General features: G+C 43.8%; 6 protein-coding genes, 2 tRNA genes, 3 rRNA genes and 3 pseudogenes. 4 read left to right on the top strand and 10 right to left on the bottom strand.

The window, feature by feature from the left end; all coding sequences use genetic code 11:
- Positions 1 to 15 precede the first annotated feature (15 nt).
- From N4T56_RS01790 to N4T56_RS01780, 3 genes are all read right to left on the bottom strand, one after another.
- Complete coding sequence (locus N4T56_RS01790) at positions 16 to 261, bottom strand: thioredoxin family protein (RefSeq protein ID WP_160054029.1); 246 nt, start codon at positions 259 to 261, stop codon at positions 16 to 18.
- A 70-nt stretch (positions 262 to 331) separates the two neighbouring features.
- Positions 332 to 640 (bottom strand): ArsR/SmtB family transcription factor, encoded by a 309-nt coding sequence (locus N4T56_RS01785; RefSeq protein WP_160054028.1) that lies wholly within the window; start codon positions 638 to 640, stop codon positions 332 to 334.
- A gap of 523 nt (positions 641 to 1,163) precedes the next feature.
- Positions 1,164 to 1,240: transfer RNA gene (locus N4T56_RS01780), tRNA-Trp, on the bottom strand.
- A gap of 409 nt (positions 1,241 to 1,649) precedes the next feature.
- On the opposite strand from N4T56_RS01780, the pseudogene N4T56_RS01775 reads away from it, so the two are divergent.
- Positions 1,650 to 1,837, top strand: a pseudogene (locus N4T56_RS01775) (IS630 family transposase); the annotation flags it as partial.
- 225 nt (positions 1,838 to 2,062) lie between these two features.
- Here the strand turns inward: N4T56_RS01775 and rrf are convergent.
- The 4 genes from rrf to pssA form a co-directional block, all read right to left on the bottom strand.
- A 5S ribosomal RNA gene (gene rrf, locus N4T56_RS01770) occupies positions 2,063 to 2,178 on the bottom strand.
- Positions 2,179 to 2,385: 207 nt separating this feature from the next.
- Positions 2,386 to 5,283: ribosomal RNA gene (locus N4T56_RS01765) — 23S ribosomal RNA — on the bottom strand.
- Positions 5,284 to 5,698: 415 nt separating this feature from the next.
- Positions 5,699 to 7,239 (bottom strand): 16S ribosomal RNA (locus N4T56_RS01760).
- The 16S, 23S and 5S rRNA genes sit together here, the layout of an rRNA operon.
- Before the next feature lie 976 nt (positions 7,240 to 8,215).
- Positions 8,216 to 9,064 carry a CDP-diacylglycerol--serine O-phosphatidyltransferase gene (gene pssA / locus N4T56_RS01755; protein ID WP_261732024.1) on the bottom strand — a complete coding sequence of 283 codons (849 nt, stop codon included), beginning with the start codon at positions 9,062 to 9,064 and terminating at the stop codon, positions 8,216 to 8,218.
- A gap of 98 nt (positions 9,065 to 9,162) precedes the next feature.
- On the opposite strand from pssA, the gene N4T56_RS01750 reads away from it, so the two are divergent.
- Positions 9,163 to 9,603 carry a DUF4124 domain-containing protein gene (locus N4T56_RS01750; RefSeq protein WP_261732023.1) on the top strand — a complete coding sequence of 147 codons (441 nt, stop codon included), beginning with the start codon at positions 9,163 to 9,165 and terminating at the stop codon, positions 9,601 to 9,603.
- A gap of 384 nt (positions 9,604 to 9,987) precedes the next feature.
- Here N4T56_RS01750 and clpB read toward each other — a convergent pair.
- From clpB to rluD, 3 genes and pseudogenes are all read right to left on the bottom strand, one after another.
- A pseudogene (gene clpB / locus N4T56_RS01745) lies at positions 9,988 to 12,562 on the bottom strand (ATP-dependent chaperone ClpB).
- A 152-nt stretch (positions 12,563 to 12,714) separates the two neighbouring features.
- Positions 12,715 to 13,468 (bottom strand): annotated as a pseudogene (gene pgeF / locus N4T56_RS01740) (peptidoglycan editing factor PgeF).
- On the bottom strand, positions 13,468 to 14,442 hold the full coding sequence (gene rluD / locus N4T56_RS01735; protein WP_261732022.1) for a 23S rRNA pseudouridine(1911/1915/1917) synthase RluD: 975 nt from the start codon (positions 14,440 to 14,442) through the stop codon (positions 13,468 to 13,470). Before rluD ends, pgeF begins: the two are co-directional and overlap by 1 nt.
- A gap of 123 nt (positions 14,443 to 14,565) precedes the next feature.
- Here rluD and N4T56_RS01730 point away from each other — a divergent pair, with 123 nt between their 5' ends.
- Together N4T56_RS01730 and N4T56_RS01725 are read left to right on the top strand one after the other, a co-directional pair.
- Positions 14,566 to 15,327, top strand: a complete 762-nt coding sequence (locus N4T56_RS01730; RefSeq protein ID WP_261732021.1) for an outer membrane protein assembly factor BamD — start codon at positions 14,566 to 14,568, stop codon at positions 15,325 to 15,327.
- A gap of 428 nt (positions 15,328 to 15,755) precedes the next feature.
- A tRNA-Phe gene (locus N4T56_RS01725) sits at positions 15,756 to 15,831 on the top strand.
- Positions 15,832 to 15,908 lie beyond the last annotated feature (77 nt).

Here is a 15,908-nt window from a genome sequence, read left to right as displayed (position 1 = left end):
AGAGCCTCCGTCTAATTAGAATTTTGCATAAGGTTTGAGCAGCGCAACAATTTCTTCAACACTGGCTAAACGGCCACTCATCACAACCTGCTCATCAACCACTAAAGCTGGCGTCGACATCACACCATAATCCATAATTTGGGCAATATCTGTCACTTTTGAGATCTGAAAATCTAGGTTATGCACTTTTGCCGCTTCGGCAGCTGCTTCTGCAAGCTTTTGACACTTAGTACACCCTGTGCCGAGTATTTTAATTTCCATAATAGTTCTCCGATTAATGATGCTTCACTCAATTGGTCATTTTACCTTTTGACCAAATGTAAGATAAAAATTAATCCATTAATGTGATCTGTTGCTGAATTTGGTTATTCAATACAACATCAATGCAATCTAACGAACTCAGCAAGCATGGCATTTTTAATGAGTAAAAAATTTGTTTGCCACGCTTGTCCATATTCACAACACCAGCATGACGTAATACAGCCAAATGCTTAGAAATTGTCGAGAAATCAACATTAACTTCCTCTACAAATTCACAGACACATTTTTCGCCATCGGCCAGTTGCTCAACTATCCACAAGCGAGTTGGATGGCCAAGCGCTTTAAAAATGTTCGCTTTAACTTTTGTTCTTTCTTTCATAAACCCTACTTTCATTAGAAAAACACGTCGAAATATTCAATATACAACAACCTCATCAAAGCACCTTATTATGATAATATTTCGACAGTTACCTAACTATAGTAATTAAACCCTCAAGTTAACACAAACAAATGAACTTAACCGATACGGCGAACATGACCTCATCAATATGGCACAGCATATACTGACGATAAGTCATAACCGACTTGCCCATGTTAATTCACTATTAAAACTGACTAAGAGAAATCAATCACAACATCGAAATTAATACTTACCAAAGTTAATGATAATGCGAATGCAAAAGACACAGACACAAAATTATCAGGGGAAACCTAGCACTAGCCCAAAGGTCATATTTTGTCGAAGTATTCCCGAAAGCGAATTAGAACAGACACGAATGATTTAATCTATTTGTATATGAAGTTAATGAGCAAGAGATTAACTAGGTAATAAGTTGGTAGGACGTTGAAATTAAAATTCAGAAAAGACAAAGGCCTAGCATTACTGCTAGGCCTTCTAAATTTGGCAGGGGTGGCAGGACTCGAACCCGCAACCATCGGTTTTGGAGACCGCTGTTCTACCAATTGGAACTACACCCCTGTTGACGAGGGCATTATGCTAAAACCCCTTCCAAAGGTAAAGTACTTTTTTGAAATATCAGTTTAATTGCAGTTTTTTCAGGCAGACTAGCGTATTTATTAAACCAGAAAATGTAATATTGAAATTAACTAGCAATATCTCCAATACTTTGAGTAATCATACCATTCCGCGTTAATTAGTTTTGACTCAGCGAGTGTTCAAAAGGCTTAAACAAGGCCATGACTATATGTGTAGTGATCTCTTTAGAAGTCATGCAACGCAGTGTAAGCCCTTTTAAAGCTCGCCTGAATGGAATACCCCTGCAGCTTTTGTTCTGCGTTATCGCTATTTGAAAGGGAAAACCATGACTACTGTAATCAAAAGCCATTGTAAGCATTATGAGAGATCACTTATTAATGCGGATTGGTATTATTCCTCAGAGCAAAACCCAATAGAGCAGGTATGGCAATGGTTAAGACAGCATTGTTTGGTAAATAGGTTTTAGGTTATAACGATATCGTTGAACAGTGTTGCAGTGCTTGGAATACGTTTAGTCAGTGCAATGACAGGGTAAAAAGTTTGTGCACACGAGACAGGGCTAATATGGGCAAAGTCTAATGCGAATTGGTATGATGCAAAAGCTCAAATTCCAGACGTAATAAAGCCCGTTACGTTAGCAACGTCGAATCAATTAGGCGTCTGTAAATGACCTATTCTCACATGGGCATATCGACCACACTGCTATCTTGCTCAATTTGATAAATACAGATTGATGTATAAAACTCAAATTCGAGACGTAAAAAAGCCCGATGCATTAGCAACGGGCTTTCGTACTTATTAGGCGTCTGGAAATGACCTACTCTCACATGGGGAGACCCCACACTACCATCGGCGATACTGTGTTTCACTTCTGAGTTCGGAATGGGATCAGGTGGAATCACAGCTCTATGGTTTCCAGACAAAAAATTGTACGGAACAAATTTTTAACGCACTTTAGTGCGGCTCGTTAGGGTCAAATACATGGATGTATTTGATAAATTGCTCCTCTATCTAATGCTACATAGAGCATTAAATAATAATTCGAAAAGCTGATTGCTTTGAGTCTCTACACACCACTTAAGTGCTCTATTCTAATACTAAGTATCAGTAAAACCCATCTGGGTTGTATGGTTAAGCCTCACGGGTCATTAGTACAAGTTAGCTCAACGCCTCACAACGCTTACACACCTTGCCTATCAACGTAGTAGTCTCCTACGACTCTTTAGAGAGCTTAAAGCTCTAGGGATGACTCATCTTAGGGCTCGCTTCCCGCTTAGATGCTTTCAGCGGTTATCGATCCCGAACGTAGCTACCGGGCAATGCTATTGGCATAACAACCCGAACACCAGCGGTTCGTCCACTCCGGTCCTCTCGTACTAGGAGCAGCCCCCTTCAATCATCCAACGCCCACGGCAGATAGGGACCGAACTGTCTCACGACGTTCTGAACCCAGCTCGCGTACCACTTTAAATGGCGAACAGCCATACCCTTGGGACCGACTTCAGCCCCAGGATGTGATGAGCCGACATCGAGGTGCCAAACACCGCCGTCGATATGAACTCTTGGGCGGTATCAGCCTGTTATCCCCGGAGTACCTTTTATCCGTTGAGCGATGGCCCTTCCATTCAGAACCACCGGATCACTATGACCTACTTTCGTACCTGCTCGACGTGTATGTCTCGCAGTTAAGCTGGCTTATGCCATTGCACTAACCGTACGATGTCCGACCGTACTTAGCCAACCTTCGTGCTCCTCCGTTACTCTTTGGGAGGAGACCGCCCCAGTCAAACTACCCACCAGGCACTGTCCCGAACCCCGATAAGGGGCCGCGGTTAGAACATCAAAACTACAAGGGTGGTATTTCAAGATTGACTCCACACAAACTAGCGTTCATGCTTCAAAGTCTCCCACCTATCCTACACATGTAGGTTCAATGTTCAGTGCCAAGCTATAGTAAAGGTTCACGGGGTCTTTCCGTCTAGCCGCGGGTATACGGCATCTTCACCGCAATTTCAACTTCACTGAGTCTCGGCTGGAGACAGCGTGGCCATCATTACGCCATTCGTGCAGGTCGGAACTTACCCGACAAGGAATTTCGCTACCTTAGGATCGTTATAGTTACGGCCGCCGTTTACCGGGGCTTCGATCATGAGCTTCTCCTTACGGATAACCCAATCAATTAACCTTCCGGCACCGGGCAGGCGTCATACCGTATACGTCATCTTGCGATTTTGCACAGTACTGTGTTTTTGATAAACAGTTGCAGCCACCTGGTATCTGCGACTCCCAACAGCTTAGAGAGCAAGTCTCATCACCGTCAGGAGCGTACCTTCTCCCGAAGTTACGGTACCATTTTGCCTAGTTCCTTCAGCCGAGTTCTCTCAAGCGCCTTGGTATTCTCTACCCGACCACCTGTGTCGGTTTGGGGTACGATTTCTACTAACCTGAAGCTTAGAAGATTTTCCTGGAAGCATGGCATCAACTACTTCATCACCTTAGTGACTCGTCATCAGCTCTCGGCCTTAAGATTTCCCGGATTTGCCTAAGAAATCAGCCTACCACCTTAAACGCGGACTACCAACGCCGCGCTAGCCTAGCCTTCTCCGTCTCTCCATCGCAGTTAGCAAAAGTACAGAAATATTAATCTGTTTCCCATCGATTACGCCTTTCGGCCTCACCTTAGGGGTCGACTCACCCTGCCCCGATTAACGTTGGACAGGAACCCTTGGTCTTTCGGCGAGGGAGTTTTTCACTCCCTTTATCGTTACTCATGTCAGCATTCGCACTTCTGATACGTCCAGTGTGGGTTACCCCTTCACCTTCAACCGCTTACAGAACGCTCCTCTACCGCGCATCTCTAATGAAATGCACCCGTAGCTTCGGTGGTATGTTTAGCCCCGTTACATCTTCCGCGCAGGCCGACTCGACTAGTGAGCTATTACGCTTTCTTTAAATGATGGCTGCTTCTAAGCCAACATCCTAGCTGTCTAAGCCTTCCCACATCGTTTCCCACTTAACATACACTTTGGGACCTTAGCTGACGGTCTGGGTTGTTTCCCTTTTGACGACGGACGTTAGCACCCGCCGTCTGTCTCCCGTATAGCACTCATTGGTATTCGGAGTTTGCAAAGGGTTGGTAAGTCGGGATGACCCCCTAGCCTTAACAGTGCTCTACCCCCAATGGTGTTCGTACGAGGCGCTACCTAAATAGCTTTCGAGGAGAACCAGATATCTCCCGGTTTGATTGGCCTTTCACCCCCAGCCACAAGTCATCCGCTCATTTTTCAACATAAGTCGGTTCGATTCCTCCAGTTGATGTTACTCAACCTTCAACCTGCCCATGGCTAGATCACCGGGTTTCGGGTCTACACCTTGCAACTAAACGCGCAGTTAACACTCGGTTTCCCTACGGCTCCGCTATTCGCTTAACCTCGCTACAAAATGTAAGTCGCTGACCCATTATACAAAAGGTACGCAGTCACGGTCTCAAGAACCGCTCCCACTGCTTGTACGTATACGGTTTCAGGTTCTATTTCACTCCCCTCACAGGGGTTCTTTTCGCCTTTCCCTCACGGTACTGGTTCACTATCGGTCAGTCAGGAGTATTTAGCCTTGGAGGATGAATCTCTCCATATTCAAACAGGATGTCACGTGTCCCGCCTTACTCGTTTTCATCAATGGTTAGTTTTCGTGTACGGGGCTATCACCCTGTGCCGCTGTGCTTTCCAACACATTCCACTAACACCCCACTGACTTAAGGGCTAATCCCCGTTCGCTCGCCGCTACTAGGGGAATCTCGGTTGATTTCTTTTCCTCCGGGTACTTAGATGTTTCAGTTCCCCGGGTTTGCCTCTACACACTATGTATTCATGTGCAGATACTCACTTATGTGAGTGGGTTTCCCCATTCGGACATCGTTAGCTCAAATGCTTGTTACTAGCTCGCCAACGCTTTTCGCAAGTTACTACGTCCTTCATCGCCTCTGACTGCCAAGGCATCCACCGTATACGCTTGGTCACTTAACCATACAACCCAAATGAGTTTCACTTACGTGAACTCTGGGTCATATCATGACCAGCTGGTTTTTACTTTGATAATTCATGCACTTTCGCACACGAAATCGCCTTAGTTTTTAGAATATTCAAGACACTTAAACAGTGTTTTGAGAACTCAAGTGTTAATGCTTTCGCATTAACGTTTTTCGCACTAACCTAATCACACAAACAACAACGAATCGTCATTTATGCGCCTTTTAGTTAGTACTATCAGCTTTCCAAATTGTTAAAGAACAATGCTTACCGGCTCGCGGGGCATTTTCGCTCTACTTCCGAAGAAGTTAACAAGCAATCTGTGTGAACACTCAAGCACATGGATGTGCTGTGTGCAATAAACGCACGGATGCAGTTTATTGCCTACCAAGTATCGAGCTAGTCGTATAGGTAAGGAGGTGATCCAGCCCCAGGTTCCCCTAGGGCTACCTTGTTACGACTTCACCCCAGTCATGAACCACAAAGTGGTGAGCGTTCTCCCGAAGGTTAAACTACCCACTTCTTTTGCAGCCCACTCCCATGGTGTGACGGGCGGTGTGTACAAGGCTCGGGAACGTATTCACCGTAGCATTCTGATCTACGATTACTAGCGATTCCGACTTCATGGAGTCGAGTTGCAGACTCCAATCCGGACTACGACGTACTTTGTGAGATTAGCTCCACCTCGCGGCTTTGCAACCCTCTGTATACGCCATTGTAGCACGTGTGTAGCCCTACTCGTAAGAGCCATGATGACTTGACGTCGTCCCCACCTTCCTCCGGTTTATCACCGGCAGTCTCCCTAGAGTTCCCACCATTACGTGCTGGCAAATAAGGATAGGGGTTGCGCTCGTTGCGGGACTTAACCCAACATTTCACAACACGAGCTGACGACAGCCATGCAGCACCTGTCTTAGAGTTCCCGAAGGCACACCAGAATCTCTTCCGGCTTCTCTAGATGTCAAGAGTAGGTAAGGTTCTTCGCGTTGCATCGAATTAAACCACATGCTCCACCGCTTGTGCGGCCCCCGTCAATTCATTTGAGTTTTAACCTTGCGGCCGTACTCCCCAGGCGGTCTACTTAATGCGTTAGCTTGAGAGCCCAGTGCTCAAGGCACCAAACTCCGAGTAGACATCGTTTACGGCGTGGACTACCAGGGTATCTAATCCTGTTTGCTCCCCACGCTTTCGTGCATGAGCGTCAGTCTTTGTCCAGGGGGCCGCCTTCGCCACCGGTATTCCTCCAGATCTCTACGCATTTCACCGCTACACCTGGAATTCTACCCCCTCTACAAGACTCTAGTTCGCCAGTTCCAAATGCAATTCCCAGGTTGAGCCCGGGGATTTCACATCTGGCTTAACAAACCGCCTGCGCACGCTTTACGCCCAGTAATTCCGATTAACGCTCGAACCCTCCGTATTACCGCGGCTGCTGGCACGGAGTTAGCCGGTCCTTCTTCTGTAAGTAACGTCACAGCTAACGAGTATTAATCGTTAACCTTTCCTCCTTACTGAAAGTGCTTTACAACCCGAAGGCCTTCTTCACACACGCGGCATGGCTGCATCAGGGTTTCCCCCATTGTGCAATATTCCCCACTGCTGCCTCCCGTAGGAGTCTGGCCGTGTCTCAGTCCCAGTGTGGCTGATCATCCTCTCAGAACAGCTAGGGATCGTCGCCTTGGTGAGCCATTACCTCACCAACTAGCTAATCCCACCTAGGTTCATCCAATCGCGAAAGGCCTGAAGGTCCCTCCTTTCCCCCGTAGGGCGTATGCGGTATTAGCAGTCGTTTCCAACTGTTATCCCCCTCGACTGGGCAGATCCCTAGGCATTACTCACCCGTCCGCCGCTCGTCAGCAAAGTAAGCAAGCTTACTTTCTGTTACCGCTCGACTTGCATGTGTTAGGCCTGCCGCCAGCGTTCAATCTGAGCCATGATCAAACTCTTCAATTAAAGTTTTTTCGAGACAAAGTCTCGGCTCAATGAATTCTGATTGCTTATCTCACCGAAGTGAAACAAATCTTTTGTACATATTGCTATGAACATTCATCGTTGCATTGAGTTTAAATTTTTTGATTGCCTACATTCCGAAGAACAAGAAGACAATTTCGAATAACTCAACACCTGTGAATGTCCACACAGATTTCTTGTTTTGATTGTTAAAGAGCGTTGATGCCTTATTTCATGCACCGCCGTTAGACGCTAGGTCGTTGGCTTGGGAGGCGTATTCTACGCTTTCCCGTGTTGGCGTCAAGTGTTTTTTCAAACTTTCTTTTCGCTGTTGAATACAATGTTTTTAAGCACTTAATTCAACCTAACCTGGTGACTGCTTTCGCTGTCTGCCGTGTCAGTGGATGCGCATTATAGGCACCATGAGATTTAGTGCAACCCCTTTTTTAACAGTTTTTTCTAAAAACAGTTCAAGCGAACACTATTCGAACAGAACGCATTAAAAACGGTTAAAAGCTCAACACAAAAGCCAATACAGAGAGCTTTTACGGTTAAATAGACTATAAAGGCCAGTTATTTTCGGTCTCATTAACATGATGAACAGACTTTGATAAGTAAGTGAGTGCTGATAATGACGATACCGATATATGATTAAGCGAAGATAGTGAACCTCATTACAATCCTGCCAGTCATCACTCTCTACCTTCTAATAGAAATAAACTCTATATGAAATGTCACTGTAGCTTTAAATGAGGCGGCGAGATGTTTTTAGCATCTATTTAAAAGCAAACTATGTTCAAGCACTCCAAGTCTGCGCAGACATTAACCGTTAGTTATTTTGGGCAGACTTTAACTATAGTACATATACAGTCTATGGGATCAAAAAGTGATGCTTTTAAAAAAAATAACGCCATCGAATTAATGGCGTTATTTATAATGATACAACTTAGCAGTTATCAGGTTGATTTTGGAAGCGATACTATTGTGGATTATCCTTTGTTGGCTTTGCTTGGGCTTTGTCTTCGTCATGAGGTTCTGCCGTGTCTTGCTGCGGTTCTGTTTCATTAGCATCTACTGGCTCATCCCCAACAATATGTTCAACCTTTAACTTTTTAATGGTCTTAATTGTAATGAATGGGCCTGACAATGCATATATATAAAAGCCTAAGCACAAAATAATCGCCGGCTCGACAGAAACGACAACAAACACGCCAACCAATAATAACATGACGATGAAATTGACTTTACCGCGCCAATCGACTTCTTTAAATGAGTGATATCTAAAATTACTTACCATTAACAAGCCTGTTAAGGCAGTGACAAAGGCTACCATATAGCTAATGTTTGTTGGATCGATATCATATTTGCTGCCACTCCAGATACTTCCGGCGATTAATGCGGCAGCGGCTGGACTTGCAAGCCCTTGAAAAAAGCGTTTATCAGCTACACCGACTTGTGTATTAAACCGAGCAAGCCGTAATGCGGCACAAGCACAATAGATGAAAGAAGCCAACCAACCTATTTTGCCTAAATCTTGTAAAGCCCAGTTATAAACTAATATTGCTGGAGCCATCCCAAACGACACCATGTCGGCCATGCTATCGTATTCGGCACCAAAGTCGCTTTGTGTATTAGTGAGTCTAGCGACTCTTCCGTCTAGTCCATCACAAATCATCGCAATAAAAATTGCTATTGCAGCAGATTCAAAGTGACCATTCATAGATGAAATCACGGCATAGAACCCAGAAAAGAGTCCTGCTGTGGTAAATAAGTTAGGTAATAAGTAAATACCTTTATTTTTTACTGTTTGATTGGATGAATTTTGCATACACTTTAAACAATATTGTTTTAGATGTTGGATTTATACTCAAGATAGCATATTTTGGAACAATCAAGCATAGCGTCATTTTAGCCTTGGGAACTCACATGGGAACTTTTCGTTTAGTTATTAGTTTAATCGTTATTACCTTCTGCTGTTTTTTGTATGCTGAACCCATTTATACATGGGTTGATAAAGCTGGCGTAGTGCATTACAGTCAGCAGCCGCCTAAAGATGTAGATGCTACATTAATTTATAGCGAAGATATGGAACCTGCCAAAATAGGGACTCGTACTCCGCAAAGAAAAACGCCACCCACTAAAGAGATGACTGATTTAGAAAAGTCGGCACAGATCATTAATGCACAAGACCAAAAACAAGCTGTAGAAATTTGCGAAAGTGCTAAACACAGCCTTAATGTATTAACGACTCATACCCAGTTAAACCAACAGAATAAAGAAACTGGCGAAACCGTTGCCATGACAGAAGAGCAAAGACAAGCTGCGATTGCCGAAAACACTGAACGGGTAAAGTTATTTTGTCAATAACCTGAGCTCGTGATAATAAACGACTTTCAAACGATCCTTTGCCCTGCTATCTGCATTGAATCAACTTACAATAGTCGCTACATCAAAGTCATTTGAAGCAGTAATGGGGGTTGTGACACAGCCCCGAAGGGCGACTTTATCAGAGTGGTCTTCTTTGTTAGCCTTTCTTAACGTACGACTGCATGGATGCAGGAGATAGAGCAACGCAGGAGCAGTTGCCGAGAACGACTATGTCTTCAAAAGGCTGCCTCGAATACCTCACTGATCATTTTCGCTAAAAGAGCAAATGCTAATGCGGATTGGTATTACCCCTAACTCAGATTAAATATCAAACACTCAAATAAAAAAGGAGCTTTCGCTCCTTTTTTATTTTACACCGTTAGCTTATTGCTCAAATACTAACTGTCCATCGACGACATCGACATTAATCATTTTACCTGGCAATAATTGTCCGCGAAGGAGCTTTTGCGCCAATGGGTTTTCAACCTCTTGCTGTAGCGCACGTTTTAATGGCCGCGCACCATAAACAGGATCAAACCCGGCTTCGGCGATTAGCGATAACGCCGCATCAGTTAACTGAATATCAAACTCTTTTTCTGCCAATCGTTTACGCAATAGTTCAAGTTGAATACTAGCAATGTGTTTAATGTTCTCGGCGTCCAATGGATGGAACACCACAGATTCATCCACACGGTTTAAAAACTCTGGGCGGAAGTTTTGCATCACCACCTCCATCACGCTTTGTTTCATTTCGTCATAACTGGCACGACCAAAGCTTTCCTGGATCCGGTCTGAACCTAAGTTAGATGTCATGATGATAACGGTGTTTTTAAAATCAACCGTACGGCCTTGGCCATCGGTTAACCTGCCGTCATCTAGCACTTGCAGTAAAATGTTAAACACATCTGGATGCGCTTTTTCAACTTCATCAAGCAAAATAACCGAGTAAGGTTTACGTCGAACCGCTTCTGTTAGATAGCCACCTTCTTCATACCCGACATACCCGGGAGGTGCACCGACTAAACGTGACACGGTATGTTTTTCCATAAACTCGGACATATCGATACGCACCAATGCCGATTCGGTATCAAACAAAAACTTAGCCAGTGATTTACATAATTCGGTTTTACCGACACCCGTTGACTTCAAGGAACAAAAATGAACCAATAGGGCGCTGTGGATCAGCAAGACCTGCACGGCTACGACGAATGGCGTTTGATACCGCATCAACGGCTTCATGTTGTCCAATAACCCGCTCGTGTAATGCATCTTCCATGTGCAAGAGTTTTTCGCGCTCACCTTCAAGCATTTTTGAAACGGGAATACCTGTTGCTTTTGACAACACTTCTGCAATTTCAACATCAGTGACTTTATTACGTAATAAGGTCATATCTTGCATTTCAGCTTGTGACGCTAAATCGAGCTGTTTTTCAAGTTCAGGGATCCGCCCATACTGCAATTCGGACATTCTAGTTAAATCACCCGCCCTTCTTGCGACTTCTAAATCTAAGCGAGCTTGTTCAAGATCGGCTTTAATATGCTGAGTGCCTGCAAGAGCTGCTTTTTCAGTATGCCAAATTTCATTGAGCTCAGCAGCGTGGCTTTCTACTTCTTTTAACTCTTGCTGTAAAAAATCTAAACGTTTACGGCTAGCGTCATCGGTTTCTTTACTGAGTGCTTGCTCTTCTAGCTTTAACTGAATAGCACGACGCTCTAATTTGTCTAACGCCTCTGGCTTAGAGTCGATTTGCATACGAATACTCGATGCCGCTTCATCAATTAAGTCGATGGCTTTATCGGGTAACTTTCTATCTGAAATATAACGATGTGACATGGTTGCAGCGGCAACAATGGCAGGATCGGTAATTTCAACATGATGATGCAACTCATAGCGCTCTTTTAAACCACGCAAAATAGCGATGGTGTCTTCAACACTTGGCTCATCAACAATCACTTTTTGAAAACGGCGTTCAAGTGCAGCATCTTTTTCAATGTATTGGCGATACTCATCTAACGTTGTGGCGCCAACACAATGTAAGTCACCACGGGCTAGAGCAGGCTTTAACATATTACCGGCATCCATGGCACCTTCGCCTTTACCTGCCCCCACCATAGTATGCAACTCATCAATAAATAAGATGACTTGCCCTTCTTCTTGCGACAATTCGTTTAATACTGCTTTGAGACGTTCTTCAAACTCACCGCGATATTTTGCACCCGCAATCAACGAGCCCATGTCGAGTGATAACACCCGCTTGTTTTTAATGCCTTCTGGCACCTCGCCATTAATTATTCGTTGAGCTAAACCTTCAACAATGGCCGTTTTACCGACACCTGGCTCACCAATTAATACTGGGTTGTTTTTACTACGGCGTTGCAATACCTGAATGGTGCGGCGAATTTCATCGTCGCGACCAATCACGGAATCCAGTTTGCCCTGCTCTGCGCGTTCGGTTAAATCAACAGTAAACTTTTTCAATGCTTGGCGTTGGTCTTCTGCATTTGGGTCATCAACTTTTTGACCTCCACGCATATCCTCAATGGTTTTTTCCATGAGTTCTTTACTAGCACCCGACTCTTTTAATGCTTTTGACAATGAATCGTTGTTTTCTAAGGCTGCAAGCACAAACAATTCAGACGAAATGTATTTGTCTTTACGTTTTTGGGCGAGCTTGTCGCATAAATTCAGTAGACGGATTAATCCCTGAGACAATTGAACATCGCCACCGGTACCATCGACTTGTGGTAAACGCTCTAACTCTTGAGTCACTGCAGAGCGAAGCGCGCTAACACGAATGCCAGCTTGGGTTAATAATGGATGAATAGAGCCAGAATCTTGATTTAATAGCGCCATCATTAAGTGAGTGGGTTCGATAAATTGATGATCGCGCCCCAAGGCTAATGATTGGGCATCAGAAATAGCAATTTGAAACTTATTAGTCATACGATCGAGTCTCATATAACCTCCTAGGATCTGATACTTACGTAATAGGAAATTAATTCAGAAATGAATAATTTGTTACTTTAAAGATGGGGGCTATTTTTTTTAATTCAAGCTTAAAAATTAATCTAGATCAATAAATCGTCTATTTTTTGAACTCGAACAAATTATTATGATTTTAGCCAGATAAGTGACGCCATGCGGCCGGTGTGATGATCGCGACGGTAAGAAAAATAATCAGAATTATTAAAAGTACACACGTTTGCATTAAATACTTGTGTTACACCAATTTGCGCTAAACGTAACGAAGCAAGGCTCGGTAAATCAGCAAGGTACTTGTTATGATGAGGAGTAAAATATTGCGCGGTTTGAGGGTGTTTTTGCATAAAAGCATCGCGTACTTCTGCGCCGACCTCAAAAGCAGCAGGTCCGATTGCGGATACCAAGATAAGCAATTAAATCTGCAGTGGATGAGTCAAATAATTCAACCGCTTGTTCAATCACGCCAGCACACAACCCGCGCCAGCCTGCATGCACGGCAGCAACTTCAGTACCTTGTTGATTACATAACAGCACAGGCAAACAGTCTGCAGTCATGACTGCACACACGTCACCTGCTTTATTACTGTAACTTGCATCAGCTTTTGTCGGTGAAAGGCTTGTAGAATCCCTCACTGAATCACTCAGTTTTAGATGCGCCATATTCACTACATCTACACCATGCACTTGCTCGAGCCAAAATGGCTCTGCAGGTAAAGATAACCGCTGGCGTAAAGAAGCACGATTAGCCAAAACATGCTGTTGATTATCACCAACATGTAACCCTAAATTTAAACTGTCAAATGGCGGAAAACTCATACCACCATGTCGATCAGTCATCGCTATTGCGACATTATCAGGTAAAGGCCAATCGTGCTGGAGCATTATAAATACTCAATAGGGTTTAATTGCGTATCTTCACGTAATGCTTTGGTCAGCTCCACCATGTCATCAGGAATTGGCGCATGCCAAGTCATGATTTCGCAGGTAAACGGATGCGCTAATTCTAAACGCACCGCATGCAACGCTTGGCGGGTAAAGCCTTTGAGTAATTCAAAAAACTCAGGGCTAGCATTTTTAGGGGGTCTTGGGCGGCCGCCGTAAACTGGATCGCCAACCAACACATGGCCAATATGTGCCATGTGTACACGAATTTGGTGAGTACGACCGGTTTCAAGGCGTAAACGTAAACGCGTATGAGCACGAAACTTTTCAGCGACTCGATAGTGAGTTACAGATGGACGACCACCATGAATCACCGCCATTTGTGTCCGTCTTGTGGCATGACGTTCAATCGGCTCATCAACGGTGCCACCCGCAGTCATAGTACCAAGTACAATGGCTTCATATTCACGTACAATGTCACGCGCTTGCAAGGCTGCAACCAAATGAGTTTGTGCTTCAACGGTTTTGGCAACCACCATCAATCCAGTCGTGTCTTTATCTAAACGATGCACAATACCGGCTCTTGGGACATGCTCAATATCAGGGCAATGATGCAGTAATGCATTCATTAAAGTGCCATCGGCATTACCCGCACCAGGGTGAACAACTAAACCAGCTTGCTTATTAACAACAATAATGTGTTCGTCTTCATAAACGATATTCAGCTCGATATCTTGAGCTTGAGCCCGTACTTCTTCTTCAAGTGTGGCCTCCACTTCTACCAACTGAGACTCGAAAACCTTTTCCCGTGGCTTGTCGACTGTGATACCGTCAATAGTAACTGCACCAGATAGGATCCATTCCTTGATGCGTGTGCGAGAATAGTCAGGGAACAAACCTGCTAATGCTTGGTCTAATCTTAGACCGGTTTGTGTTGCTGTGATCTCGCTTTTTAGATTAATCTCTTGTGTCATAGGAACCGTACCCCAGTTTAGGGGTCCAAAGTGAATGTGCTATCTGTTACAATCGGATGTTTTCTATTTTACCGTGAAATGGAAAAATTCTTAACAACAACTTAAAAAGAATTGAATTCAAGTATGTATAAATTTGCCCAAGGTGCCGCCCTAGTATTACTTTCACTGGCTTTAACAGCCTGTAGTAGCAGTCCAGAAGAAGATGAATTTACAAGAAATGCATCTCCAGATCAGCTCTATACTCAAGCAAGAACATCAATGGAATTAGGAAATTACTCTAAAGCCGTACGTTCACTTGAAGCATTGGATTCTCGTTATCCATTTGGATCGCACAAGACTCAAGTTCAATTAGATTTGATTTATGCGTATTACAAAATGGACGACGCGGCCTCTGGAATTGCTAACATTGATCGCTTTTTACGCCTCAATCCAACGCATCCAAATATTGATTACGTGCATTATATGCGCGGTTTAACCAATATGCAGGCAGATAATTATTTATTTCACGATTTAATGAATATCGATCGTACTGATCGCGATCCTAAAAATGCTCAAGATGCATTTAAAGATTTTGACCGCTTAATTAAATCATACCCAAATAGTAAATATGCTGCGGATGCGCAGCACCGCATGCAGTTTTTGAAAAACCGTTTAGCGCAGTATTCTATTAAGGTAGCCGAGTATTATATCAAAATGAACGCCTGGAGTGCAGCAGCAATTCGTGCGCAGACTGTAATGGAAAAATTCCCAGGTACTCCTGCAACCGAACGCGCTCTCGAAATCATGTCTGAAGCATACGATGAATTAGGTCAAGAAAAGTTACAAGCGCACATTAAAATGGTGATGCGAGCTAACTTTCCGAACAATGAAATACTCACTAACTAGTGATAACACAATATTAAATAAAACGCTCTTCGGAGCGTTTTTTTATAGATGTAAAAATGGCAAACCACTTTTTGAGTGCAAAACCAACTTGCGGGCAGTGATACAAATCCGCATGAGAGAATGCTCTTTAGCGAACATTATTAGTGCAAAATTCGCGACAGCCTTTTGAGGGCATAGTGCGCCCGACAACAGCCCCTAAAGAAGATCACGTTGATAATTTCGCCCTTCGCCCCCCATTTAGGCTTCAAATGACGTTGATACAACTAAACGACGACTAAAATAGCTCGCATTCTAATCAGGTTTGGTATTAAAAAAATGAATAAATTAACGCCGATACGGATAAAATACGTCCAAATAAATCGATTTTTAAGATAAATAGTAAAAACAAGTTGACTCAACAGGCCAAAACCCTTTAAATTGCGTCCGTCGCCCGAATAGCTCAGTCGGTAGAGCAGAGGATTGAAAATCCTCGTGTCCCTGGTTCGATTCCGGGTTCGGGCACCATATTTAGATTGGTGGCTAACGCGACTAATAAAAAATTAACAAAAAGGCCTCGCATTGCGAGGCCTTTTTTGTTTTCA

The sequence above is a fragment of the Shewanella phaeophyticola genome (genome assembly GCF_025398315.1).
Taxonomy (GTDB): Bacteria; Pseudomonadota; Gammaproteobacteria; order Enterobacterales; family Shewanellaceae; genus Shewanella; species Shewanella phaeophyticola.
This window is presented reverse-complemented; position numbering and strand designations above follow the sequence as displayed.